This window comes from Pseudomonas rustica, assembly GCF_018336155.1.
Lineage (GTDB): Bacteria > Pseudomonadota > Gammaproteobacteria > Pseudomonadales > Pseudomonadaceae > Aquipseudomonas > Aquipseudomonas rustica.
The window spans coordinates 1-25,033 of sequence record NZ_JAGYHF010000019.1 but is presented as its reverse complement, the minus strand read 5'-3'; the positions used below and the strand labels follow the sequence as shown (position 1 = coordinate 25,033).

Sequence of the window (25,033 nt, the reverse complement as noted above, 5' to 3'; positions counted from 1 at the left end):
CCCGCATGGCAAGGTTGATCCTTGTAGGCATCTACTACAGGGAGTACGACCGATGTCCGATTCCATCACTTTCGATCTGCCGATTGCCGGCATGACCTGCGCCAGTTGCGCCGGGCGTGTCGAGCGGGCTTTGAGCAAAGTCAGCGGCGCCAGTGCCGTCAGCGTCAACCTCGCCACCGAGCAGGCCCGTGTGCAGGCGCCGGGCGACAGCCTTGCGGCCTTGATGGAAGCGGTCGAACGCGCCGGTTACAGCGTCCCGCAGCAAACTCTCGAACTGAACATCGAAGGCATGACCTGCGCTTCCTGCGTCGGTCGCGTCGAGCGCGCCCTGAACAAAGTCTCTGGGGTGAAAAGCGTCAGCGTCAATCTGGCCAACGAACGCGCCCACCTTGAATTGCTCGGTCACGTCGACTCACAGACGCTGCTCGACGCCGTCAGCAAGGCCGGCTACTCGGCCAGCGTCTGGCAAGCCGAACACCCGCAAACCGATAGCCAACAGCAGAAGCTCAAGCACGAACGCTGGTCGCTGATCTGCGCGATCGCCCTCGCCTTGCCGTTGGTGGCGCCGATGTTGCTGCAACCGTTCGGCATTCACTGGATGCTGCCGGCCTGGGCGCAATTCGCCCTCGCCACGCCGGTGCAATTTATCTTCGGTGCACGGTTTTACGTGGCTGCGTGGAAAGCCGTGCGCGCGGGCGCCGGCAACATGGACTTGCTCGTCGCCCTCGGCACCAGCGCCGGTTACGGTTTGAGTCTCTACGAATGGGCCACCGCTGCCGGGCGCATGCCGCATCTGTATTTCGAAGCGTCGGCAGTGGTGATTGCCTTGGTACTGCTCGGCAAATACCTCGAGAGCCGCGCCAAACGCCAGACCGCCAGCGCCATCCGCGCCCTCGAAGCCTTGCGGCCGGAACGGGCGATTCAAGTGCTCGACGGCCGCGAACAAGACGTCGCCATCAGCGCCCTGCGCCTCAATGATCTGGTGCTGGTCAAACCCGGCGAACGCTTCCCGGTCGATGGCGAAATCATCGAAGGCCAGAGCCACGCCGACGAAGCGCTGATCAGCGGCGAGAGCCTGCCCGTGCCGAAACAACCGGGCGACAAAGTCACCGGCGGCGCAATCAACGGTGAAGGTCGCTTGTTGGTGCGCACTCAGGCACTCGGTGCCGAGACAGTGTTGGCGCGGATCATTCGCTTGGTCGAGGACGCCCAAGCGGCGAAAGCACCGATCCAGAAACTGGTGGATAAGGTCAGTCAGATTTTCGTGCCGACCGTGTTGCTGATTGCCCTGGCCACGTTGATGGGCTGGTGGCTGTACGGCGCGCCGCTGGAAACCGCGCTGATCAACGCGGTCGCCGTTTTGGTTATCGCTTGCCCTTGCGCACTTGGCCTCGCCACCCCGACCGCGATCATGGCCGGCACCGGCGTCGCCGCACGTCATGGCATTCTGATCAAGGACGCCGAAGCGCTGGAACGTGCCCATGAAGTCAGCACTGTGGTGTTCGACAAGACCGGCACACTGACCTCAGGCACGCCGCGTATCGCCCATTTCAGCGCGGTAGATGGTGACGAAAATACCCTGCTGACACTGGCCGGCGCCCTGCAACGCGGCAGTGAACACCCGCTGGCCAAAGCGGTGCTCGACGCCGCTGCTGAACGCAATCTGCAGGTGCCGGATGTCAGCGACAGCCAGTCGCTGACCGGTCGCGGCATCGCCGGTAATCTCGCTGGCCGACGTCTGGCCTTGGGCAATCGGCGCATGCTCGACGAAAGTGGTTTGAGCGCCGGCAACCTGAGCGAATCCGCCCAAGCCTGGGAAGCCGAAGGCCGCACATTGTCGTGGTTGATCGAACAAAGTCCGGAACCGAAAGTGCTCGGATTGTTCGCCTTCGGTGACACCTTGAAACCCGGCGCGCTGGAAGCCGTGCAGCAACTCGCCGCACGAGATATCCACAGCCATTTGCTGACCGGCGACAACCGTGGCAGCGCTCGCGTGGTCGCCGAAGCGCTGGGCATCAGCAATGTTCACGCCGAAGTGCTGCCCGCCGACAAAGCCGCCACCGTCGCCGAATTGAAAAAAACCGGCGTGGTCGCGATGGTCGGCGACGGCATCAACGACGCCCCGGCACTCGCCGCTGCCGACATCGGCATCGCCATGGGCGGCGGCACCGACGTCGCCATGCACGCGGCGGGTATCACTCTGATGCGCGGCGATCCACGGCTGGTGCCGGCGGCGCTGGAAATCAGCCGCAAGACCTACGCGAAAATTCGTCAGAACCTGTTCTGGGCCTTCGTCTACAACCTGATCGGCATTCCGTTGGCGGCGTTCGGCTTCCTCAATCCGGTATTGGCCGGGGCGGCGATGGCGCTGTCCAGCGTCAGCGTGGTGAGCAATGCGCTACTGTTGAAAACCTGGAAACCCAAGGATCTGGAGGAGCACCGATGAACATCGGTCAAGCGGCCAAACACAGTGGCCTGAGCGCGAAAATGATCCGCTATTACGAATCGATCGGCCTGCTTAAAGCGGCCCATCGCACCGACAGCGGCTATCGCGTCTACGGCGACGATGACCTGCACACCCTCGCCTTCATCAAGCGTTCGCGTGACCTCGGCTTTTCTCTAGAAGAGGTCGGCAAACTGCTGACCCTCTGGCAGGATCGCCAACGCGCCAGCGCCGATGTGAAGGCGTTGGCGCGTCAGCACATCGACGAGCTGAATCAGAAGATCCGCGAACTCGGCGAGTTGCGCGACACCCTGCAAGACCTGGTCGAACACTGCAATGGCGACCATCGCCCCGACTGCCCGATCCTCAAGGAGCTGGCGTCGGGCTGCTGCGCACAACCCGCGCGCGCTTCAGCGCCAACAGTTTCACCGTGAGCAATGTGCAAAGCGGAATGCCGTGGAACAACATGACCACGGCACCCGGCGTCCACCACGCGTAGAAAGGCGCGGCGATGAGCATGCCGATGCCGAAACCGGTCATTTGCAGCAGGGTCAGCACGCTGAAAATTGGCAGGCGCAAGTGCTCGGGCTCGCGTTGCAGACGCGACATCAACCCAACTTCGGAAAAACCGTCGCCCAGCCCCGCCGGCAATGAAAACAGCAGCAATCCGTAGAGGCTGTGCTGCTGAAACATCAGGATGAAACCGCAAGACATCAACGCCACACCGAAGAAAAACCGCCGCTCCAGATGGATATTGTCCGAGCCTTTGAGGCGACTGGCGATGCGCGCGCCGAGCAGTTTGCCGCTGGCCCACACGGCGAGCATCAGGCCCAGCGTGGTGCTCGCCGACTCGGGTGTTAGCAGTTTTGAGATGATCGGGAAACCGACGTTGTGCGCGGCGCTGCCCAAGGTGTCGGCCATCGTTACCGCGAGCATCGCAGCAATCACCGGCGCACTGCGCAAACCGTGTTTGAGCGCAGACCATTCGCCGCGTTCGGGTTCTTCGTTGTCCGTCGGTGTCTCGAAGCGCAACGGTACGATCAACAGCGCCGCGAGCAGATAGGTCACGGCATTCAGGGCGAATACCGTTTCAAATCCGAATGCAGCTACCAGCAAACCCGATACGAGACTGCCGCCGACCATCGCTGCTGATGAGGCCGAAGTGATCCAGGCGTTCGCTTTGAGCAGTTGGTTGGCGGGGATCAAACGCGGCAGCTGACTGTTGAGGCCGATGGCGAACATCGAATTGCCCAGGCCGAGGCCGAAGGCAATGAGCGGCAATAACCAGACCTGCTGGCTGACCGGCACGATTAATAGCAAACCGAGCACGCTGGCGCGCAACAGGTCGAAGGCAATCAGCGGCGCGCGACCGCTCCAGCGCCGGTAAAACGCAGTGCCGATGAGGCTGGCAAAAATCCCGCCGCCGACGCGACTGGCGAGGAAGATGCCGACGCTCATGGCGCTGTTGCTGAGCAGGTAGACGTAGGTGGCCAGCGCGACCATGTTGAGGAATGCGCCGAAATCGGAGATCAACCGGGCGGTGATGATCAGTTGGGTGTTGCGTTGGGTACTCACATACGATCCTTGTAGGAGCTGCCGAAGGCTGCGATCTTTTGATCCTGTTCTGATCGATCGCCAAGATCAAAAGATCGCAGCCTTCTGCAGCTCCTACAAGGGATTGGTGGTGTGCTGAAGACAAAAAACCCGGCCGAAGCCGGGTTTCTGTTCAAACGATCACTGCATCCACGGGGGTGGCGGTGGTTCTTCTGATTTGCCCTTAGGCTCGTCATCCGCCGCACGGATCGCTTGCTTGCGCTCTTCATCAAGCCGCGCCGCTTCGATCTCGCGGATAACCCCGCCGACATCGGCCAGCTCTTCCGGCTCGTCGAACTCACCGGTCAGCACACTGTTCGGGTGCAAGGTGCCGGCTTCGTACAGCGCCCACATTTCTTTCGCGTACTTGGTCTTCTTCAACTCCGGCGCAAAGCGACCGAAGTACGAAGCCATGTTGCCAACGTCACGTTCAAGCATGCTGAACGCGTGGTTGTTGCCGGCAGCATCGACCGCTTGTGGCAGGTCGATGATCACCGGGCCGGTCGGTGTCAGCAGCACGTTGAACTCGGAAAGGTCACCGTGCACCAGACCGGTACACAACATCAGCACGATCTGCGAAATCAGGAACGCGTGATATTCACGGGCCTGATCGGCTTCCAGTACCACGTCATTAAGACGCGGCGCCGCATCGCCGTATTCATCGGCCACCAGTTCCATCAGCAGCACGCCTTCGAGGAAGTCGAACGGCTTGGGCACGCGCACACCGGCGCCAGCCAGACGGAACAGCGCCGCCACTTCGGCGTTCTGCCAGGCGTCTTCGGTCTCTTTGCGACCGAATTTCGAGCCCTTGGCCATCGCGCGCGCCTGACGGCTGTTACGCACCTTGCGGCCTTCCTGATACTCGGCTGCCTGGCGGAAACTACGTTTGTTTGCCTCCTTGTAGACCTTGGCGCAACGTAACTCGTTGCCGCAGCGCACCACATAAACAGCTGCTTCTTTACCACTCATGAGTGGTCGCAGCACCTCGTCAACCAGACCGTCTTCGATCAGCGGTTCAATGCGTTTTGGAGTCTTCATCAGCTTTTATTGTGGGTCCTTTATTACCAAACACGCGAATGTCACTCGTTATACGGCAATCCTCGCAGTACGGGGAGGGGTTGCCGACCTGTGAACGTTGTCGATGCACACACTGTGCCGGATTATTCAGGGCCAACCTGCGTAGACCGCAGCGAATCATAGCTGACAGCGTGGTACTTGTTGGTATCGGCCGGTGAGGGCATTTGCGACAGAATCTGACATTTGTGGTTTCGCCTTTTTACCCTCACCCCAGCCCTCTCCCGGAGGGAGAGGGGGCCGACCGAGTTGTCTGGCGTTATACATCGACCTGAAACACCGCGTCGATTATGGATTGGGCAAACTGAAACATATGGATTCGGCTAACTGAATAACCGCGTCGAATTTTGGATTCGGTAAAGCACTATCAGGTCGGCGTACCTCGCAAGCATCCCCCAATCAGTCCCCTCTCCCTTTGGGAGAGGGCTAGGGTGAGGGGCTCTTCTAGCGTTCGATGATCGCGGTAACACCTTGCCCGCCAGCGGCACAAATCGAAATCAGACCGCGCCCCTTACCCGCCGCCTCCAGCAGTTTGGCCAGGTTGGCGACGATGCGTCCACCGGTTGCGGCAAACGGATGCCCCGCCGCCAGCGAGCTGCCCTTCACATTCAGCCGACTACGATCAATCGGCCCCAACGGCGCATCCAGCCCCAACCGGGATTTGCAGTATTCGGGATCCTCCCAAGCCTTGAGCGTACACAACACCTGCGCCGCAAACGCTTCATGAATTTCGTAGTAATCAAAATCCTGCAAGCTCAGCCCGTTGCGCGCCAGCAAGCGTGGCACCGCATACACCGGCGCCATCAACAAGCCCTCGGCACCGTTGACGAAATCTACCGCCGCCGCTTCACCATCGCGCAGGTAGGCAAGGATCGGCAAGCCGCGCTCCTTCGCCCACTCTTCACTGCCGAGCAGCACCACCGAGGCGCCATCGGTGAGCGGTGTGGAGTTGCCTGCCGTCAGCGTGCCTTTGGCGCTTTTCTCGAACGCGGGTTTCAGCGCGGCGAGTTTTTCCAGGGTCAGATCCGGGCGCAGATTGTTGTCGCGGGTCAGGCCAAGGAACGGTGTCATCAGATCGTTGTGCCAGCCTTCGCTGTAGGACGCCGCCAGTTTCTGGTGACTTTCGAGGGCCAGTTGATCCTGCTCTTCACGCGGAATGTTCCAGGTCTGCGCCATCAATTCGCAGTGCTGGCCCATCGACAGGCCGGTGCGAGGTTCGCCGTTGCGCGGGAATTCCGGGATCAGGTGTTGGGGCCGCAGTTGCAAAAAGGTTTTCAGTTTGTCGCCGGTGGTTTTCGCGCGGTTGGCTTGCAGGAGGATTTTGCGCAGGCCTTCGCTGACGCTGATCGGCGCGTCCGACGTGGTGTCGACGCCGCCAGCGATGCCGCAATCGATCTGGCCGAGGGCGATTTTGTTGGCGACCAGCAATGCGGCTTCCAGACCGGTGCCGCAAGCTTGCTGGATATCGTAGGCCGGAGTGGCTGGCGACAAACGCGAGCCGAGGACGCATTCGCGGGTCAGGTTCATATCCCGTGACAATTTAAGCACCGCGCCCGCCACCACTTCGCCGATGCGCAGGCCGTGGAGGTTGTAGCGTTCGATCAGGCCTTCGAGCGCGGCAGTGAGCATCACCTGATTGCTGGCCGTGGCGTACGGCCCGTTGGAACGGGCGAAAGGGATACGGTTACCGCCAATGATCGCGACGCGGCGCAGCTGACTCATGAATAACTCCTTTTGACTGATCAAGAAAACACACAGAACCCTGTGGGAGCGAGCTTGCTCGCGAAGAGTCCGGCACATTCACTATGTGCAGGGGCTGACCGGACGCTTTCGCGAGCAAGCTCGCTCCCACAGTTTCCGCATTTATCTGCCAGACCTGCTAAACCTCAGTGTTCTAGCGTAGGCCCTATTGCGTGGATCGAACGATTGATTGCCATCGGTAGTCCACACTTTGAACCCCAACTTTTGGAGAGCGTTCCATGTCTGACCGCTATATCGACTTCGCCAACTCGTCCTTCGGCCATCGTCTGGTCGGGGCGCTGGGCCTGCCGTCGCCGGTGCGACTGGAGCGCTGGCAGGCTGGACGCCTGCGGCCGGTGGAAGGTGCGCTGCTGATCGGTGGCGGGCCGCTGGCCGAGCGCGTCAGCACGTTCGCCAACCGTCTGACCGAAAGCATTTACCGCTACGGCGAGCAACCGGCGACCGCCACCGAATGGATTCCCGGCCATGGCCCGAAACTCAAAGCGGTGGTGTTCGACGCCAGCGAATTGCAGCACACCGACCAGCTCAAGCAACTGCGCGAATTCTTTCAGCCGCTGATGAAGAATCTTGAGAGCAGCGCGCATCTGGTGATTCTGGGCCGCGCCCCGGAAACTCTCCGCGATCCATTCGCCTCCAGTGCACAACGCGCGCTCGAAGGTTTTTCGCGTTCGCTGGCCAAAGAACTGCGCAGCGGCGGCACGTTGCAACTGATCTATGTCGGCGAAGGTGCCGAGGATCAACTGGAAGGCCCGCTGCGGTTTTTCCTCTCGCCGAAAAGCGCCTTTGTCTCCGGACAAGTGATTCGCCTGACTGCGTGCGCCACACAAGTCACTGACTGGACACGTCCGCTGGCCGGTCGCAAAGCGCTGGTCACCGGTGCGGCACGCGGTATCGGCGCATCGATCGCTGAAACCCTCGCCCGCGATGGCGCGGAAGTGATTCTGCTCGACGTGCCGCCAGCGAAAACCGATCTCGAAGCCCTCGCCGCCCGCCTCGGTGGCCGCGCGATCACCCTCGATATCTGCGCCGAAGACGCCGCCGCACAGTTGACCGAACGCCTGCCGGACGGCCTCGACATTCTGGTGCACAACGCTGGCATTACCCGCGATAAAACCCTGGCCAACATGACCCCGGAATTCTGGGACGCGGTGCTCGCGGTCAATCTCAACGCGCCGCAAGTACTGACCAAAGCGCTGCTCGACAACGGCACGCTGCACGACAATGCGCGAGTGATTCTGCTCGCCTCGATCAGCGGCATCGCCGGCAACCGCGGGCAAACCAACTACGCCGCGAGCAAGGCCGGTTTGATCGGTCTGGCCCAAGCGTGGGCGCCGACGTTGCTGGAGCGTGGCATCAGCATCAACGCGGTCGCCCCCGGTTTTATCGAAACGCAGATGACTGCGCACATCCCGTTTGGTCTGCGTGAAGCCGGGCGGCGCATGAGTTCGCTGGGCCAGGGCGGCTTGCCACAAGACGTCGCCGAAGCCGTCGCATGGCTGGCGCAACCGGGCACCGGCGCGTTCACCGGTCAGGCGTTGCGGGTTTGTGGGCAAAGTGTTTTGGGGGCTTAAGGCATGAGCATCAAATGGCACACGCTGGAACGCGAACCGAGCCTGCCGGGGCTTTACGCACGGGCCGCGACGCGACGCAAAATCACCGGCACCACCCTGCCCGACAGCGGTTTGCGCTGTTGGGTCGATGTCGATGGCAAGCGCCTGGCGGACTATCGCAAGGTCTGCGGCTTTGCCGATGACGGGCTGTTGCCGCCGACTTATCCACACATCCTCGCGTTCGCGTTGCAGATGCAATTGCTCACGGCAAAAGAGTTTCCGTTTCCGCTGCTGGGGCTGATTCATCTGAGCAATCGCATTCGCGTGTTGCGGCCAATGGGCGGGATCAGCCGCGCGCAGGTCAGCGTGCGTGTGCACAACTTGCAACCGCATCCCAAAGGCGCAACGTTCGATGTGCTGACCACGCTGGACGATCAACTAGGGCCGTTGTGGGAAGCGGAAAGCCAAATGCTTTGTCGCGGAGTGAAACTTGAGGGCGAACCGGTGGAACAGCACTGGGAGCCTGCGCAAGCATTAAGCGAAGTGGCGCAGTGGAAAGCGCCGGCGGACATTGGCCGGCAGTACGCCAAGGTTTCCGGTGACTACAACCCGATTCACTTGAGCGCGGCGAGTGCCAAGCTGTTTGGTTTTCCTACGGCCATTGCTCATGGCTTGTGGAACAAGGCACGGACATTGGCGGCGCTGGCCGATCATTTGCCCAAGGCCAATCTGGAAATCACTGTGCACTTTCGCAAGCCCGTAAGACTGCCTAGTGAGGTGACGTTGCTGGCGAGTGCGGCGGGGTCGAGTGGTGAGTTGCGATTGGTGGGTGCGGAAGATCTGGAGCATATGGTTGGCCTGTGGCAACCGATCGCGCAATAAACGCAGAACCCTTGTGGTGAGGGGATTTATCCCCGTTCGGCTGCGAAGCAGTCGTGAGTCCATTCAATGCGGTGTATCAGAAAGAAACTGATTGCTGATCTTGGGGCGGCTGCGCCACCCAACGGGGATAAATCCCCTCACCACAGGGTTGAGGTGGCACAGAGGGTTGTGTCGATCCCGGAAACGGGGAAATTTGACCTGTTAATTGTGTATATATCACTTAAGTTTTCGCGCCTCCCCTCCCGCCCAATGAAAAAACCCAAGCCTTGATTTTCAAGGCTTTTTTTTGCGCGTTTATCACCTCGGTATTAGTCCTAAGGCGCAGCAAACGGCCCTCTATATAAAGGCGTTAATACCAACTTGAGAATGGCGAGAACCCGCGCCTGGACTGAGATTGCAGCAACGGGCGAAGACATTGCCGGCGACATGAATCGGCGAGTCATCGAAGGCAACGAACGTTGTGACAGGTGCAAGGAATCTCGATCATGAAAACTCAAGTCTGGTCAAAATCTGCAATCGCTTTGGCAGTGGTTCTCTCTCTCGGTCTCGCCGGTTGCAGCAGCGGCGGTGGCGGCCATCACAGCAGCTCCGGCAGTTCTGCGCCGGCCAGTGGCTCCGCCGGTACTGACGGGGCTGCGGGTGGTTCCGGCAGCGGCACCGATGGTACGGCCGGCAGCGGTGGTACCGGTGGAACCGGGACTGACGGCACGGCCGGCACAGGTGGTACTAACGGCACTGGCGGAACTGGCGGTACAAACGGCAACAACGGCACGGACGGTACGGCTGGCACTGGCGGAACCAACGGCACAGGCACCACCGGCCCAGCGGGTCCGACCGGCCCTGCAGGTCCCGCCGGCCCTACCGGACCAACGGGTTCTACTGGCGAAACCGGTTCCACTGGCCCAACCGGGCCTACGGGTCCAACCGGACCTACCGGCCCGACCAATCCAACTGACCCGACTAATCCGACCACTACGCCTTTGGTCACCACCAACCTGATTCAGGATGTCGGCAAAACCGTCTCCGGCGTCGGCGATGGCGTTGGCCAGGTGGGCGATTCGCTGAGTAAAGTGCCGGTTGTCGGCGGTGTGGTTCAAAGCGCAGTCAACACCACCGGCAATGTGGTCAGCACGCTCGGCGATGGTGTGGCCAACGGCATCGGCAAACTGGGCACCACTGACAATGGTCTGGGCGTTACCGCCGCATCGGTCGGTGGAGTAGTTTCAGATGTCGGCAATGGTGTTAAGGATCTTGACGGCAAATTGGTGACCGCCACCAGCAGCGTTCCAGTCGTCGGTGGCGTGGTGACCAAAGTCGCACCGATTCTCGGTAGCGTTGGTGACAAAGTGACCATGATTGGCGACACCCTCAGTGCCGCTACCACCACCGGCCCGCTTGGCTCGCTGACCAAAGGCGTCGGCGACAAACTGGTACCGGTGATTGCCATGACTGAAAGCATCACCACCAAAGTCGGCGGCGCAACCGGCCTCGGCTCGCCACTCAATGGCCTGACCCAGCAACTCGGCGCAACTGTAACCGGCCTCGGCAGCAAAGTGACTGCCACCGGTAATGGCAACCCCGTCACTAACACCGTCGGCGGCGCGCTGAGCAATGTCGGCAGCGCAGTGGGCAAGGCCGGTGGCCTGGTATCAAGCGGCACCGGTGGTGGCGATTCCGGCGGCATCGGTGGCGGACTTGGCGGCATCGGCGGCGCGCTCGGCGGCACCGGCCTGCTGCAAACCGTCGGCGGCGCGGTGGCCAATGTTGGCAGCGGCTTGAGCACTGGCAACAGCGCACTGGCAGCTCCGGGCGGCACCGTCGTCTCGGTCGGCAATACCGTCGCCTCGCTCAACACGGCTCTGGGCGGTTCGGGCACACCGATCACCGCACCGACCGCAACCCTGGCAACCATCACCAACACCGTCAGTACAGGCATTGCTCCGGTCACGGCAGCCGTCACCAGCCTGACGCAAAATGTCGGCGCAGCGACCGGCCTTGGCAGCCCGGTCTCCAGCCTCACCGCACAAGTGGGCGGCGCAGTCAGCAATCTGGGTGGCGGCATCGCCGGTGCCACAAGCAACCCGGTTCTCAGCGCCGTCGGTGGCACCGTCGCCAGCGTGGGCACCACCGTCGGCGCTGTCGGAGGCCTGGTCAACGCCGGCACGGCGGGCGGAGGTACTGGCGCGACAAACCCGGTCACTTCACTGGTCAGTAACGTCGGCGCCACCGTCGGCAATACGGTCAACACTGTCGGCGGCACTGTCGGCGGCGTACTCAACACAGTCACCAGCACCGCTTCCGGCGCTGGCGGCACCGCCACCGGTGGTGGTCTGGGTGGCGTACTCGGTGGTCTGACCGGCGCCCTGGGCGGCAACAAACGCTAAATTGCACCTGGCCGATTCGACGGCCTCACCTACAGCGCCTACGCTTGGTTGAGGGCGGAAGATTCCTACGAGTCTTCCGCTTTTTTCTTAGGAAAAATCAGCCCGGTGCTGTGATGACCACGGAGTGTCCTATGCGCGTAATGGCGTCTTTGCTGTTCCTCAGCCTCAGTTCCACTGCCCTCGCCGACACCCTGCCGACCTTCCTCAACTCCAACGAAACCATCCGCAACCTGCCCGTGCCCAACCTGCCGGCCGATGCCTATCGCCCGAACGCCGCGCCCGTGCAAGTCCCGGATCCCGGCGCTGCCGCCGCGCAGCCGTTGATGATGAGCACCAAGATCAACCTGAAAACCGTGCAGATCGAAGGCGGCACGATCTACCCGCTCACTGAACTGGCAGAAAACTACAAGCCCCTGATCGGCCGCGAAACCAGCCTCGCCGATCTGATCGAAGCCACGCGCAACATCACCCGCCGTTATCAACAGGACGGCTACCTGTTGTCCTACGCGTTCCTGCCGCAACAGAAATTCGACGACGGCGTGGCGCGGGTGGTGTTGGTGGAAGGTTACGTACGCGACGTACAAGTCGAAGGCGACGTCGGCCGCGTCAGAGGTCTGCTGGATAAATTCATCACCAAAATCCAGGCCGAACGCCCGCTGACCCGCAAGACTTTCGAACGCTACACCACGCTGATGACACGCATCCCCGGCGTCACCATTCAGGCGCAAGTGCCGCCACCGGGCACCACCGACGGCGCCACCACCCTGATCGCCCAGGCCAGCCGCAAGCCGTTCACCAGCACACTCAGCACCACCGAAGACAACCGCAACGGCACGCAGGCGTTGCTCGGTGTCAGCAGCAATTCGCAAACCTCGATGGGCGAACAACTGACCCTCAGCGGCCTGTTCCCGCCAGGTGACGATGACGAACATTACTACCGCGCCGACTACAGCCAATTCCTCGGATCCGAGGGCACACAACTGGCCCTGTCCGCCTCACGCTACCGCGCCGACCCCGGCACCAACCTGCGACTGGACAACGGCCTGGAACTCAAACCGCACCGCGAAAACGACCGCTACTCGGTCGGCTTCACCGTTCCCCTGATCGCCGCCTCCAACGAACTGCTAACAGCCGGCTCGCGCCTCTACGCCGTCAACGACAAAACCCGCTACAACGTCGTCGGCTACCCGCTGAGCGTCGAAGAACGCACCGACATCCGCGCCCTCGCCTTCGAAGGCGACTGGCGCAAAGCCGATGCCCAACAACTGCGCATCCTCAGCGCCGGCCTCTACCAGGGCCTCGACAGCATGGGCGCAAAAACCAACAACACCGCCATCGACCTCGACTTCTTCCGCGCACGACTGTCCGGGGTGCAGAGCGATAAATTCTTCGACAACTGGCAAGGCGTGCTCTCGGCCGCCCTGTACTGGAGCGACGACAGCGTGCCCGACAGCGAACGCGCGGTATTTGGCGGACAGAATTTCGGTCGCGGCTATCCCGATGACCAAGCGTCCGGCGACAAGGGATGGGGCGTGGCGTACGAGGTCAACTACAGCTACAACCGCGAAGGAAGCTGGGTGCGGATACTGCAACCGTATGTAGTGCTGGATCGCTCGCGCAGCTGGTTCAATCAACTGCCGGTGCAGGCGAACAGCTTGTCCTCGGCGGCGCTGGGATTACGGTTTGGCGATGCCAAGTACTACAACATCGCGCTGGAAGCGGCGAAGGCAATGTCGGATGAAGCACTCGATACGTTTAACCGGCGGACGCGATATAGCATCAGTTTTAGTTATCAGTTGTAGGGGGCGGTGCTTAGGAGGGCGTTTTCGCGAGCAGGTTCGTAGAGCCTGTTTTTGTTCGCAATCAATACCGGTCTTGAGGCAAAAAAAACGCCATCCTCATCTTTCGGACGGCGTTTTTCTTTCCAGACGTCAGTCAACCGTATCTACCGACACAGGTGTCAGTTGAATCTCGAACTGGAAAAGCCTTGAGGATGGGCCGACGTTACCGACTCGGTCTTCATATATGTAATAAAAGAAAAAAGCCCCATCACCGTTGTCTTCAACTGACGCCCTTGGAATCTTTATTTGAATCGGTGCAGAGGTATCATCATCTACAACATGTCTGTCGACATAAATTCCGGAGTTACGGCTTCCGTAATAACCCATGCAGACATCGCCCTGCTTAACATCTGCAGGGGTGGGAATGATCATAGTGATATCCCCAAGAGCATCCAGAATTTTGCGCGTGACAACACCCTTGATGATCTCAGATGGCGGAACCGCCGCAATACCAGGATTACCGTAATTGGGGGCAACTCTGTCAATTACAAACTCTGAAGTATCAGATTTGTGGGCATTACCCAAATAGTGAACCATATAAGACAAACGAAATAATCCCATCGTATCCGTGAAAGCACCCGCCAGTGTCATTTCAAATTTGACTGGAGGCGGAATGGGTACGTCCATCCAATGAGAAACCAGTTCGGAACCGTTTTTTAACAAGACCATAAATGCGTCACCCTGCGCTAGCCCCGGAGGTAGCCACAGATCCTCCACAATCACCCTGCAATCCTTGCCCTGACGACTCCTTTGTAATTTAGTCGCCTTATCACCCGGCAGTGCTGGCAACAGGTTTTCAACCACAGGCGCCTTACGGGCTTGTTGACTGACGGGCACGGACACCACATCCAATTCTCTTAGAACGGCCTCAGCGTCGGATAACAACTTCTGCTCAGACATCACTTGATTTCCTTTTCAAAGAATTTACCAAGCCTTCCAGGACTAATTCCCTGCAGAAAAGCTGGCGAAAACAGATCTCAGTGAATACCAAACGCAGGCGACTGCCTACTGTCAGAAATTACAGGTCTAACTACCGCTCGTCGTAGTTCACGTTTGTGCGCTAAAGAAAATTACGATACCCACCTACTGAATGGAGCCCCCCCCTGTGAGCTGCCGAACGCTGCGATCTTTTGATGTTGTTTTTAAGAGCAAGATCAAAAGATCGCAGCCTTCGGCAGCTCCTACAGGTTGGGGATATTCAGGTAAAGATTAGTCGGCTCTCAGGCCGCCTTCGCGATCAAGCTCGGCTCCTACGAAGATCAAAAGCCGAACGTGCCGTGCTTCTCACCACTCAATAAGCCGAGTGTCCGCTCGCCTGCTTTTGATCTTGAGCTCGGAGCCCGTCGGCAGGCTGAGTGGAGGGATTGATCCGGGGTGGGAGCGCAGCGACCGTTTGGCGCAGCCAAACACATCGAGAGGAGGTGCAGCGAAGCAAACCGTAGGCGATGAACCCCGGATCAATCCCGCAGCGAAGGAACCCGAGCCCAAGCGAGGGCCGAACGTCAGGGCAAAGCGTTTTGGTTACTTTTGGGCGTCTGCAAAAGTGACCCGCCGTAAGGGCGGAACCGTACTAAGCCCCACCCCCACCAACGGATATACCCCCAAAAACTCACCCCCGCCCAACCCCCCTAGGCTTGGGAAACAAATTATCCAAAGTCTCAAACAACCTCACGTGATAAATCGGCTTGCGAAACAGATCCACCACCTGCAACCGCAGCAAATCACTGACATCCTCCATATCCGCATGCCCCGACATCACAATCACCGGCAAATGCGCCCGCGACGTATGCTCACGCAAGCGCTTGATCAACGACATCCCCGACTCCTCAGGCATGCGCAAATCGGTAATCACCAACGCAATATCCGGATGCCGCGTCAAATGATGCAACGCCAACTTCACCGACGTCGCCGTATGACACACAAACCCCTCACCCTCCAGCAACTCAGCCAGCTCCAGCAACGCATCCTCCTCATCGTCAACCAGAAGCAACTGTTGGCGCGGCAGCGAGGAAGCAGTCATGGGCAATCCCTGAAAAACCGAAAGTGAACCCGAGTGTAGCGCGTCATTCGCCCATCATCGCGATCAAGGCGTCTGCACCGGAGCCGCTGGCGGGGTTCCGCCCAAGGACGTCAGCACACTGCTGAAAATGGCATAGACCTTCGCTCCTATCGGCGTAACGAACACCACAACCACCACAGCAACCATCGCCACCACAATCGCATACTCGATGGCCGACGCCGCCTCGGTGCTCCCCAGGAACGAGCGCACACGAGCAATCACATATTCAAGCAACATGGCTATTCTCCTTCGCGCCAACCACTGGCCGGACACGGAAAATCCAACAGCCTCGTCAAAGCCTGAGCCCGCTATTCGTCAGCGCGCACAGGCCATGAAAAAGGAAGAGTGAGTTCGATCAGATACCGGGCTTGGTCTGCGCCGTACCGCCAAGCTTGGTCAGAATGACGTTGAAAATCGCCAGTACCTTATCGCCGACAGGTGTCACAAATACCACGACAACCACGGCGACCATCGCCACAACAATCGCGTATTCAATAGCCGACGCCGCTTCGTCGCTTTTGCAGAATGTCCGGGCATGCGCCCGCAGATAGTCGAGAGTCATACGAAACATACGTCCACTCCTTCGCGCCTTTGGCGCCGATGTCACGCTACAGCGGCAAGGTTCCACCGTGCCATTTGAGCATTGTCAACAAACCCCCTCCCAACAACTGTAAGAACGGATTAATCACAAAGGATTAGTCCATTGGTGATCGGCCGTTTCCTGCTGTTAATTGGCCAACACCCCTACTTTAGTCAGTTATTTGTCTGTCACTAATGGCGTTTTGGCTTGGATCAGCTAGCGTGGAAATAGCGAAATAGTTGAATGTTCATAGCTGCCGGATTGCGAAATCTCTCGTTGAAAAATGCGGTGGGTCGTGCAGCAGGAAAGGGAGAGCCGTCATGAACAGTCGCGTCACCATGGGCCTTGCAGCAGTGTTGTTGCTCGGCGCCGTTTTTGTCGGTTACTGGGGGCTGGTGCTCAGCCGTCAACCGGCCCCTGTTGCCGAGGCGCCAGCCGCGCCGAACGTCACCGTTGAAAAAACTGTCGCGATCGCCGAAGACCAGACCCGCCAACCGGTGGTGGTTCTGCTCCACGACGTGCCGCCATTCACGCCGCTGAGCGCCGCCGACGTCACCGTGGAAAAACTGCGCAGCGCCCCGGCCGGCAGCTTGAGCAGCGTCGATCAAGCGGTCGGCCGCACACCGTGGCGGCACCTCAGCGCCGGCACCTGGCTGAATGATGAAAGCTTCTCCGCCGGTGGCTCACTGGCACGCATGATCCACAGCGATGAACGCGCGCTCACCGTGGCCGTCGATGAAGTCATCAGCGCTGCCGGGCAATTGCTTCCCGGTGACTACGTCGATGTCCTCCTCTACCTGCGCCAGGACGGCAGCAACTTGCAGCAGTCGGCGCAGATTGTTTTACCGGCCATGCGCGTGCTCGGCGTCGGTGATCAATACGGCCTGACCAACGACGGCCAACCCGCCTCCCCCGCGCTGAGCGCCGACGAAAAAATCAAACAGGATCAGCGCCGCATCGCCGCACGCACCGTGGTGCTGGCGGTACCGGAACAACTGCTCAGCCGGATGATGCTCGCCACCCAGGTCGGCACGTTGCGTCTGGCCGTGCGCAGCAGCGAAGAACAACGTCTGGCGAAATACTGGGCTGGCGAAAGTCAGGCACCCGGCCACATCGACAACGCCAACAGCCAACTCTTCCAGTTCACCCAACTGGCCCTCGGCGCGGCGCCAAAAGTGCCGTCCAGCGGTGGCTCCGGCACAGTTGCACGGCCGGCGGTGGAGATCATTCGCGGCAACCAGATCACTCAACAAACCCCATGATTGCGCAAGGATCCAAGTGCATGCCGAGTCGTTGCTGGCCGACCTTAAAACCAATGCTGCAGGCCATGTTGTTGATGGGCCTGTCGATGGACGCCGTGTGGGCGGCCACCGGTAATTGCTCGGCACTCGGGCGCATGCCGCCGGTGATCGAGATCGGCGAGGGCTTTCAACAGGATGTGCAATCACCGGTGGCGATCACGCGGCTGGCGATTGGCGACCCGAAGATCGCTGACGTGCACGCCAACGGCAGCTCGTCTTTTCTGCTCACCGGCGTCGCGCCCGGCGCCACCAGCCTGATGGTCTGGACGTCGTGCTCCAGCGAACCGCGCCAGAGCATGGTGTTCGTGCAAGGCGCCGCCACCGCCGCACTCACCGGTGCCAGCCTGCCGCCGTCAGAAGATCCGACCCTGCCGTCGCAAGTGCAGACCGACATTCGTTTCGTCGAAGTCAGCCGCACCAAACTCAAGGAAGCCACCGCCTCGTTGATCGGCGTACGCGGTAACTTCCTGTTCGGCTCGCCCGGCACATTGCCGAATATTGATGGTGTGCCGCAGCCACGCTTGCCGGTGAACAACGGTCTGTTCAACTTCTCGTGGATCGGCGGCAAGACCATGGCGATCATCAATGCGCTGGAAGGCAGCGGCTTCGCTTACACCCTCGCGCGGCCAAGTCTGGTAGCGCTGAGCGGGCAAAGCGCAAGCTTCCTTGCCGGCGGCGAAATCCCGATTCCGGTGCCCAGCTCCGGCAGCGACACAGTGACCATCGAATACAAGGAATTCGGTATTCGTCTGACGCTGACGCCGACCGTGATCGACCGTAATCGTGTCACCCTCAAAGTCGCACCAGAAGTCAGCGAACTGGATTACGCCAACGCCATCAACATCGGCGGCACCCCAGTGCCCGCGCTGACCGTGCGCCGCACAGACACCAGTGTGTCGCTGGCCGACGGCGAAAGTTTCGTCATCAGCGGTTTGATCAGCACCACCAACACTTCGCAGGTGAACAAGTTTCCGGGCCTGGGCGACATCCCGGTGCTGGGCGCGTTTTTCCGTGATTCGCAGATCAAACGCGAAGAGCGCGAACTGCTGATGATCGTCACCCCGCACTTGGTGCAGCCGCTGGCCGCCGACGCGCAACTGCCGTCGTTGCCGGGGGAAAAACTGCGCAACTACGACCCGAATTTCTATCGCATGTTCTTCCTCGAAAACGGCAACTTCGACAAGCGCAGTGGGTTGTCCCAATGAGCCAGAGCCTGAGCCAGACGTTCCTCGCCATCACCCGCAACAGCACCGATCTGGAATGGCTGCAAAGCGCCCTCGCGCCGCTCGGCCAAGTGGTCAGCGCCGGTGGCGGCAGCCTCGATGAATTGCTCGCACTGGTCGATGTCACCTTCGCCAACCTGGTGTTCGTCGGCCTCGATCGCGAACACGTCGTGGCGCAGAGCGCGCTGATCGAAGGTGCGCTGGAAGCCAAACCGATGCTGGCGATCGTCGCCCTCGGCGATGGCATGGACAATCAGTTGGTGCTGAATGCGATGCGCGCCGGCGCACGGGATTTCGTCGCCTACGGTTCGCGCTCCAGCGAAGTCGCAGGATTGGTGCGGCGCCTGAGCAAACGTCTGCCGCCGGTGGCACCGAACACGCAACTGGGTGGCCTGACCGTGATGTATGGCGTGCAGAGCAGCTCCGACGGCGCACTGCTGGCCAATCACATGGCGATGGTCGTGCAAAAGAGCGGTCAGCAAACCTTGCTCCTCGACCTCGGTCTGCCCCGTGGTGACAGCCTCGCGTTGCTGGGGCTGGAGAGCTCTTTCCACTTCGGTGATGCCCTGCGCCACCTAAGACGCCTCGACGCCACGCTGATCGACAGCGCTTTCACCAGCGCCGAAGCCGGGCTGCGCATCCTCGCTTACGCCAGCAGTGACGAGCCGCTGGAAACCACCAGCGCGGCCGAACTGTTCATGCTCCTCAGCGCCCTGCGTCAGCACTTCCAGCACATCGTGGTGAACCTCACCGGGCAAGCCGACAGCGAAGCCTTGCGCACTTTTGTCAGCCATTGCGACAAGCTGCTCTGGTACACCGATCAGAACGTGCTCAACTGCCGACGCAACCTCGCCGTGCTCAATAACTGGCGCGAGAAAGGCATGAAACTCGACCACGGCCGACTGCTGATCGACCGCTATTTAAGCAACGTCGCGCCGGATGCGGAAACCCTCGGCAAGACCTACAACCTGGAAGTTATCGCGGTTCTGGCGGCCAACGCCGAAGTCCGCCTCAACGCAAAAAATCAGGGCGTCAGCCTGTTCGAACTGGCGCCGCGAGAAAAACTCACGCAAAGCCTGCGCGCCCTCGGCGAACGTCTGGCGAAACGCTCCGAAGGGCTGGCGAAACCGAAAGTCACCTGGTTCGGGCGTCTGCGAGGCAACACATGAGCAGCGAAAAACTCTTCGGCTCGCCGCAACGCGGGGCGGTGGGCAACACCGATCACGAAGGCCTGAAACTGGTGCTGCACCGCTACATCATCGATGCCATCGAAGAGTCGGGGAAAAACCTGCTGGAGGGTTCGCGCCAGCAACTCGCGCAATTCGTCACCGACAAAGTCGCCGAATACATCGCCCGTTTGCACCTGGCGATCTCGCGTTATGAGATGGAGCGGCTGGGCGAAGAAATCGTCGACGAGCTCACCGGGTTCGGCCCGCTGGAAGTGCTGCTGCGCGATCCAACGGTGACGGAAATTCTGGTCAACGGCCCGCACCGGGTGTTCATCGAACGCGACGGCGTGCTGCATCAAAGTGACCTGCGTTTTATCGATGCGCATCACGTTGAACGGGTGATGCAGCGGATTCTCGCGCCGCTCGGTCGGCGTCTCGATGAGTCGTCGCCAATGGTCGATGCGCGCCTGCCGGATGGCAGCCGGGTCAACGCGATCATTCCGCCAATTGCCCTCGACGGCCCGTGCCTGTCGATTCGGAAATTTCGAAAGGACATGCTGAAAAGCAGCGACCTGATGGCCATGCAAACCATTGATCTGCAGATCTTCGAATTCCTCCAGGACGCTGTCGGCAAGCGCTGCAATATTTTAATCAGCGGCGGTACCGGCACCGGCAAAACCACGCTGCTGAACATCCTCAGCCAATTGATCAACCCGCACGAACGTCTGGTGACCATCGAAGACGTCGCCGAATTGCAGCTCGGCCACCCGCACGTGGTGCGCCTCGAAACCCGTCCGCCGAATGCCGAGGGCCACGGCGAAGTGAAGGCCAGCGACCTGATCCGCAACGCCCTGCGGATGCGCCCCGACCGCATCATCCTCGGCGAGATTCGTGGGGTCGAAGTGGTCGATGTGTTGACCGCGATGAACACTGGCCACGACGGTTCGATGAGCACCGTCCACGCCAACAATGCGCAGGATGCGCTGCTGCGTCTGGAGACGCTGGTCGGCCTGACCGGTCGCGCCATCGCCGAGCGCACCTTGCGCCAGATGATCTGCGCGGCGCTCGACGTGATCATCCAGTTGACGCGCATGCCCGATGGGCGCCGCTGCGTCAGCGAAGTGGTGGAAGTGGTCGGCATCCGCGAAGACGTCTACGTCACCAACACCCTGTTCCGCCTCGACCGCCGCACCGGTTTCGGCTTCCTCCGTGAAGCGGTCAATCCGGCGGGCGACAAGTTGCGCCACGAGACTCATCTGGGCTGACGGCAAGGAGCACGGAGCATGCTGGGATCGGTCATTCTCATCACCTTGTGTCTGGTTTTGCTCGGGCTGTCGATCCGTTTGTTTCTGCACGGCATACGCAAAACCGCCAACGAAAAAGTCCTCGGTCGACTGGCCGCCGGGCAACCGCAACTGGCCGAAGAAAAACCGAAATGGGTGGGCCTTGAGCGGATGTTTTTGCGCGCAGGTTTAGGCCGTCCGACCGAGCGTTTTGGTTTGTGGATGAGTCTGTGGGCGGTCTCCATTGGTCTCGGTTATCTGTTGTTCGACTGGGTTGGTTTGCTGGTGATGCTGGTCGCTCCGCCACTTATTTTGCGCCTATACATCGCCTTCCTTTATCGGCGCCGAATCAAGCGCATGATCGAGCAGCTGCCGCAGTTACTTGATCACACCGTGCGCAGTTTGAAGTCCGGGCGCACCTTGAGCGACGCGGTCATGGGCGGCATCGAAGCCAGTGATGATCCGCTGAAAAAAGCCATGGGCCGGGTGCAGCGCAACGTACAACTGGGGGTCAATCTGCCTGACGCCGTCAGCGACTTTGCCGAGCTCTACGAGCAGGACGAACTGCGCATGTTCGCCCTCGGCCTCAAGGTCAATCACCGCTACGGCGGCAACGCCAGCGAGCTGCTGGAGAACCTGATCAAACTGATCCGCGAACGCGATCAGGGCGCCCGCCAATTGCGCGCCCTCACCGGAGAAACACGGATGACTGCGTGGGTGCTCGGCTCGCTGCCGATCATCCTCGTCAGCTATTTCATGCTGACCAATCCCGGTTACATGCTCGGCATGTGGCACGACTCGGGCGGCCACACCATGTTGATCATCGCGGCGCTGTTGCAAGTGTTCGGATGCCTGGCGCTGTGGCGCATGTTGCGGAGTGTTTGAAATGCTCTATCTCGCCGCCCTGATGTTATTGCTTGGCGCCCTGCTGCTGGTGGCCAACCACTTGCTCACCGAGCGCCGTCGCGTGCGCCAGGTCAACCAGCGCTTGCAAGGGCATCTGGTGCGCGAAAACCGATTCGGCAACTGGTTGCGCGCGTTCGGCAACACGCGATTTGGTCGGCGCTCGGTGACCATCGACAGCGAAACCCAGATCCTGCTCAGCCGCATTGGCTGGCGCCGCGCCAACGAGCGCGCGCTGTTCGCCGCCTGCCAGATCGGTACGCCGTTGCTGACCTTAGGACTGGCGATTTTTTTACAGGAAGTGTTTTTCCCCCACGCCGACAACCGCTGGATCATGCCGATGCTCGCCGCCGGCGCCGGTTACTTGTTGCCCAAACGCCTGCTTGCCTACGCGGCCGGGCGTCGGCAGAAAATCATCTCGGTGGAAATTTCCACGTTCATTCCGCTGCTGCGCATCCTCTTCGAATCCGGCATGGCGGTGGAGCAGGCACTCCGCGTGCTGAGCATCGAGGGGCAAAAACTGCTGCCGGAACTGACCAGCGAACTGCGCCTGATCCTCGTCCGTGTCGACTCCGGACTGGAGCTCGGTCAGGAGCTGAACAAAGCCGCGGTGATGCTCGCCGTCGACGAATTCACCGACACCTGCGTGATCCTTCAACAACTGATCCAACAGGGCGGCGGCGCGATGAAATCGCTGCTGGCGCTCAAACAACTGCTGGATGACCGGCGCCTGACACGCTTGCAGGAATACATCTCGAAGATGTCGGCAAAAATGTCGGTGGTAATGATGTTGTTTCTGTTCCCGGCGCTGCTGATCGTCCTCGCCGGCCCCGGCTTCACTGCGATTACCCGGGCGTTTGCATCCTGAATCCGACTCATGGAGCGTGTTTGATGAAAGTACTGATAGTCATCGCCAGTCTGCTGCTGCTCGGCGGTTGCGCCACCAACGGCCAGGCGCCGTGGACGTCGCTGCTGTCGCCGTCCAGTTGCAGCAAACTGTCGTCGGAGCAGGAACTGGCGCTGAACCTGGCCGACGACCTGGCCAACGACGGCAAACTGCACGCCAGCCTCGCCAACCTCGAAAGCCTGCCGGACAACCTCAGCGAAGTGCGCCTGCGCAAAGCCAAGGTCTATCGCCTGCTCGGCCGCAGCGAAGCCGAACCGCTTTACCGCAGCCTCGTCGGCGGCTGCCTGACCGCCGAAGCCGAACACGGCCTCGGCCAACTCTATGCCGCGCGCGGCGACAACGGCCAGGCCCAGGCGCACCTGCAACGTGCCGTGCGCCTGGCGCCCACCGACGAAAAAATCCGCAACGACCTGGGCGTGGTCTACCTCAACCAACTGCGCCTGAACGACGCCAGCTTCGAATTCCTCACCGCCCTCGAACTCAAGCAAAACAACCAACTGGCGGCGCAGAACCTGGTCACCTTACTGCTCTACCAGAACAACTGGCCGCAAGCCGCCGAAATCGTCAGCCGCGCCAAACTGACCCCGGATCAATTCACCGAAGCCCAGGAACGCGCGGAAAAACTCAAAGCCCCGGTCAAAGCCAAACCCGTGCCCGGCAACCAGGTCGCGGTCGTCGCCGACCCACTGCCGTCCTCGATCAAATAAGGAGACAGCCATGAACCCCGTCAAAGGCCTGTGCTACCTGACCCTGCTCAGCCTGCCCCTCAGCGCCCACGCCATCGACGCCGGCCCCGCCTCGGCGCAACAACAGGAAACCGAAGGCTGGCTCGTCCTGCAAAGCCGCAACCAGGCCGCCTCGAAAAACCCACAACCGGCCACCGCCACCGAGCGCGAACTGGCGATGCAGCGCTGGATCAAAAAATACAAATACGAAATCCCGGATTTGTATGACCCGGATGCGGGCGGGAAGATTGAGACCAAAAATTAGAAGCGGGGCGACCATCCGACCGCTTTCGCGAGCAGACTCGCTCCCACACTCGATCGCATTCCATCTGAAAGAACCCGGTCAACTGTGGGAGCGAGCCTGCTCGCGAAGAACGATGACACGGTCTTACGCCTGCGGATCAACCCGATCCAGCGCACGATTCACCGTCAGTTCAGCAAGCATCACAATCTGCTGAATCGCCAACGCCGTACTCCTCTGCAAACCACTCAACTCATTCGCAAAATTACTCGCCATGGCACTCGCCGAGGCCAGTGATTCGCATGCGTGGGCGAGCAGGCTTTCGGTATCGACATTGGGATGGACGAGAAACATCGTGCTGGGTTGGTAGGCTTTTTCGGGTGCTGGGCTGAGGTAGAAATCGAGGGCGCGTTTGATGGCTTCGCGGTTTTTGATTTGATCGTCGGCGCGGATGGCTTCGCCGAGTGGGGTGGTGACGTCGTGCGGGGGATCGGGAATCACTTTGTCCATGAAAAGCTCCTACTTCCTAGTGAGAGCCAACTCTTGCCGTTTCCACACGACAAAAGGTGGCAGCTGTACGCAGGGTGGAAAACCGATAAGTAGGCAACCGGCCAGACCAAAGTCTGCCCACGCACAGCCGCCGCGACACAGTTTGCAGACGAAAGAAGACGCCGACAATGATTACGGTAGCGATGCAATGCATCTACTTGATACAGGTTTCCACTCCTGGTCGCTGAATTGGCAGCGACAGGCAGAGACTAGAGCGCGCGCGTCCGACGGACAACCTGAAAACCCTGTGGGAAGGTTCGACAAATTTCACACACTTTTAAACAGCCAAAAGCAAACCCTCACTCTAGCCCTCTCCCGGAGGGAGAGGGGACTGATCAAGGTGTTTGGGCAAGTTACGCCGACGTGAAATACCGAGCCGAACTTGAGTTTTAAAGACTGAATCAAAAGCCCCTCACCCTAGCCCTCTCCCAGAGGGAGAGGGGACTGACCGGGGTGTTTGGGCGAGTTACGCCGACGTGAAATACCGAGCCGAACTTGAGTTTTAAAGCTTGGATCAAAAGCCCCTCACCCTAGCCCTCTCCCGGAGGGAGAGGGGACTGACCGA

The 25,033-nt window shown here is 60.3% G+C and carries 22 protein-coding genes; 14 read left to right on the top strand and 8 right to left on the bottom strand.

All coding sequences use genetic code 11. The features are described from left to right. Nucleotides 1–52: 52 nt before the first annotated feature. The gene (gene cueA, locus KFS80_RS25885; protein WP_212546361.1) at nt 53–2,446 is read left to right on the top strand and encodes a heavy metal translocating P-type ATPase; all 2,394 of its coding nucleotides are present in this window, start codon (nt 53–55) and stop codon (nt 2,444–2,446) included. Further along, nucleotides 2,443–2,877 (top strand): Cu(I)-responsive transcriptional regulator, encoded by a 435-nt coding sequence (gene cueR / locus KFS80_RS25880; protein ID WP_212546360.1) that lies wholly within the window; start codon nt 2,443–2,445, stop codon nt 2,875–2,877. The genes cueA and cueR overlap by 4 nt, the downstream gene beginning before the upstream one ends. On the opposite strand, the gene KFS80_RS25875 is transcribed toward cueR, so the two are convergent. The 3 genes from KFS80_RS25875 to KFS80_RS25865 all read right to left on the bottom strand — a co-directional run bounded on the left by KFS80_RS25875 (nt 2,810) and on the right by KFS80_RS25865 (nt 6,832). Then, complete coding sequence (locus tag KFS80_RS25875; RefSeq protein ID WP_212546359.1) at nt 2,810–4,018, bottom strand: MFS transporter; 1,209 nt, start codon at nt 4,016–4,018, stop codon at nt 2,810–2,812. The two genes, cueR and KFS80_RS25875, sit on opposite strands and share 68 nt — an antisense overlap. Before the next feature lie 159 nt (nt 4,019–4,177). Continuing rightward, a complete protein-coding gene (locus KFS80_RS25870) occupies nt 4,178–5,074 on the bottom strand; it encodes a PA4780 family RIO1-like protein kinase (RefSeq protein ID WP_053116938.1) in 897 nt (298 codons plus the stop codon). 480 nt (nt 5,075–5,554) lie between these two features. After that, nucleotides 5,555–6,832, bottom strand: coding sequence for an acetyl-CoA C-acetyltransferase (locus KFS80_RS25865; protein WP_212546358.1), 1,278 nt, complete (start codon nt 6,830–6,832; stop codon nt 5,555–5,557). 257 nt (nt 6,833–7,089) lie between these two features. Between KFS80_RS25865 and KFS80_RS25860 the strand changes: the two genes are divergently transcribed. From KFS80_RS25860 to KFS80_RS25845, 4 genes are all read left to right on the top strand, one after another. After that, on the top strand, nt 7,090–8,442 hold the full coding sequence (locus KFS80_RS25860; RefSeq protein WP_212546357.1) for a 3-oxoacyl-ACP reductase: 1,353 nt from the start codon (nt 7,090–7,092) through the stop codon (nt 8,440–8,442). A gap of 3 nt (nt 8,443–8,445) precedes the next feature. Beyond that, nucleotides 8,446–9,303: a MaoC family dehydratase gene (locus KFS80_RS25855; RefSeq protein WP_212546356.1), complete on the top strand. Its 858-nt coding sequence runs from the start codon at nt 8,446–8,448 to the stop codon at nt 9,301–9,303. A gap of 485 nt (nt 9,304–9,788) precedes the next feature. Further along, the gene (locus KFS80_RS25850) at nt 9,789–11,687 is read left to right on the top strand and encodes a collagen-like triple helix repeat-containing protein (RefSeq protein ID WP_212546355.1); all 1,899 of its coding nucleotides are present in this window, start codon (nt 9,789–9,791) and stop codon (nt 11,685–11,687) included. 131 nt (nt 11,688–11,818) lie between these two features. Next, a complete protein-coding gene (locus KFS80_RS25845) occupies nt 11,819–13,489 on the top strand; it encodes a ShlB/FhaC/HecB family hemolysin secretion/activation protein (RefSeq protein ID WP_212546354.1) in 1,671 nt (556 codons plus the stop codon). A gap of 129 nt (nt 13,490–13,618) precedes the next feature. Here KFS80_RS25845 and KFS80_RS25840 read toward each other — a convergent pair whose 3' ends face one another. The 4 genes from KFS80_RS25840 to KFS80_RS25825 all read right to left on the bottom strand — a co-directional run bounded on the left by KFS80_RS25840 (nt 13,619) and on the right by KFS80_RS25825 (nt 16,149). Beyond that, nucleotides 13,619–14,428, bottom strand: coding sequence for a hypothetical protein (locus tag KFS80_RS25840; protein ID WP_159813473.1), 810 nt, complete (start codon nt 14,426–14,428; stop codon nt 13,619–13,621). 709 nt (nt 14,429–15,137) lie between these two features. Then, nucleotides 15,138–15,548, bottom strand: coding sequence for a response regulator (locus KFS80_RS25835; RefSeq protein ID WP_053116932.1), 411 nt, complete (start codon nt 15,546–15,548; stop codon nt 15,138–15,140). Nucleotides 15,549–15,611: 63 nt separating this feature from the next. Further along, nucleotides 15,612–15,824 carry a Flp family type IVb pilin gene (locus KFS80_RS25830; RefSeq protein ID WP_159813475.1) on the bottom strand — a complete coding sequence of 71 codons (213 nt, stop codon included), beginning with the start codon at nt 15,822–15,824 and terminating at the stop codon, nt 15,612–15,614. Nucleotides 15,825–15,942: 118 nt separating this feature from the next. Continuing rightward, nucleotides 15,943–16,149 (bottom strand): Flp family type IVb pilin, encoded by a 207-nt coding sequence (locus tag KFS80_RS25825; protein ID WP_053116954.1) that lies wholly within the window; start codon nt 16,147–16,149, stop codon nt 15,943–15,945. A 338-nt stretch (nt 16,150–16,487) separates the two neighbouring features. On the opposite strand from KFS80_RS25825, the gene cpaB reads away from it, so the two are divergent. Genes cpaB through KFS80_RS25785 form a run of 8 tightly spaced genes read left to right on the top strand, consistent with a single transcriptional unit; the run spans nt 16,488 to nt 23,943 of the window. After that, entirely contained in the window at nt 16,488–17,429 is a 942-nt protein-coding gene (cpaB, locus tag KFS80_RS25820) for a Flp pilus assembly protein CpaB (protein WP_212546353.1), read from the top strand. 20 nt (nt 17,430–17,449) lie between these two features. Then, a complete protein-coding gene (locus KFS80_RS25815; protein WP_212546352.1) occupies nt 17,450–18,673 on the top strand; it encodes a type II and III secretion system protein family protein in 1,224 nt (407 codons plus the stop codon). Then, a complete protein-coding gene (locus tag KFS80_RS25810; protein ID WP_053116928.1) occupies nt 18,670–19,860 on the top strand; it encodes a CpaE/TadZ family protein in 1,191 nt (396 codons plus the stop codon). The genes KFS80_RS25815 and KFS80_RS25810 overlap by 4 nt, the downstream gene beginning before the upstream one ends. Continuing rightward, entirely contained in the window at nt 19,857–21,125 is a 1,269-nt protein-coding gene (locus KFS80_RS25805; protein WP_053116927.1) for a TadA family conjugal transfer-associated ATPase, read from the top strand. Before KFS80_RS25810 ends, KFS80_RS25805 begins: the two co-directional genes overlap by 4 nt. Nucleotides 21,126–21,143: 18 nt before the next feature. Next, nucleotides 21,144–22,028 (top strand): type II secretion system F family protein, encoded by an 885-nt coding sequence (locus tag KFS80_RS25800; protein ID WP_212546351.1) that lies wholly within the window; start codon nt 21,144–21,146, stop codon nt 22,026–22,028. A gap of 1 nt (nt 22,029) precedes the next feature. After that, nucleotides 22,030–22,914 (top strand): type II secretion system F family protein, encoded by an 885-nt coding sequence (locus KFS80_RS25795; RefSeq protein ID WP_212546350.1) that lies wholly within the window; start codon nt 22,030–22,032, stop codon nt 22,912–22,914. Between the two features lie 23 nt (nt 22,915–22,937). Continuing rightward, entirely contained in the window at nt 22,938–23,660 is a 723-nt protein-coding gene (locus tag KFS80_RS25790; RefSeq protein ID WP_212546349.1) for a tetratricopeptide repeat protein, read from the top strand. Nucleotides 23,661–23,670: 10 nt separating this feature from the next. Next, nucleotides 23,671–23,943 (top strand): DUF3613 domain-containing protein, encoded by a 273-nt coding sequence (locus tag KFS80_RS25785; RefSeq protein WP_053116923.1) that lies wholly within the window; start codon nt 23,671–23,673, stop codon nt 23,941–23,943. A gap of 123 nt (nt 23,944–24,066) precedes the next feature. On the opposite strand, the gene KFS80_RS25780 is transcribed toward KFS80_RS25785, so the two are convergent. Beyond that, nucleotides 24,067–24,429, bottom strand: a complete 363-nt coding sequence (locus tag KFS80_RS25780; RefSeq protein WP_212546348.1) for a DUF6124 family protein — start codon at nt 24,427–24,429, stop codon at nt 24,067–24,069. Between the last annotated feature and the right edge of the window lie 604 nt (nt 24,430–25,033).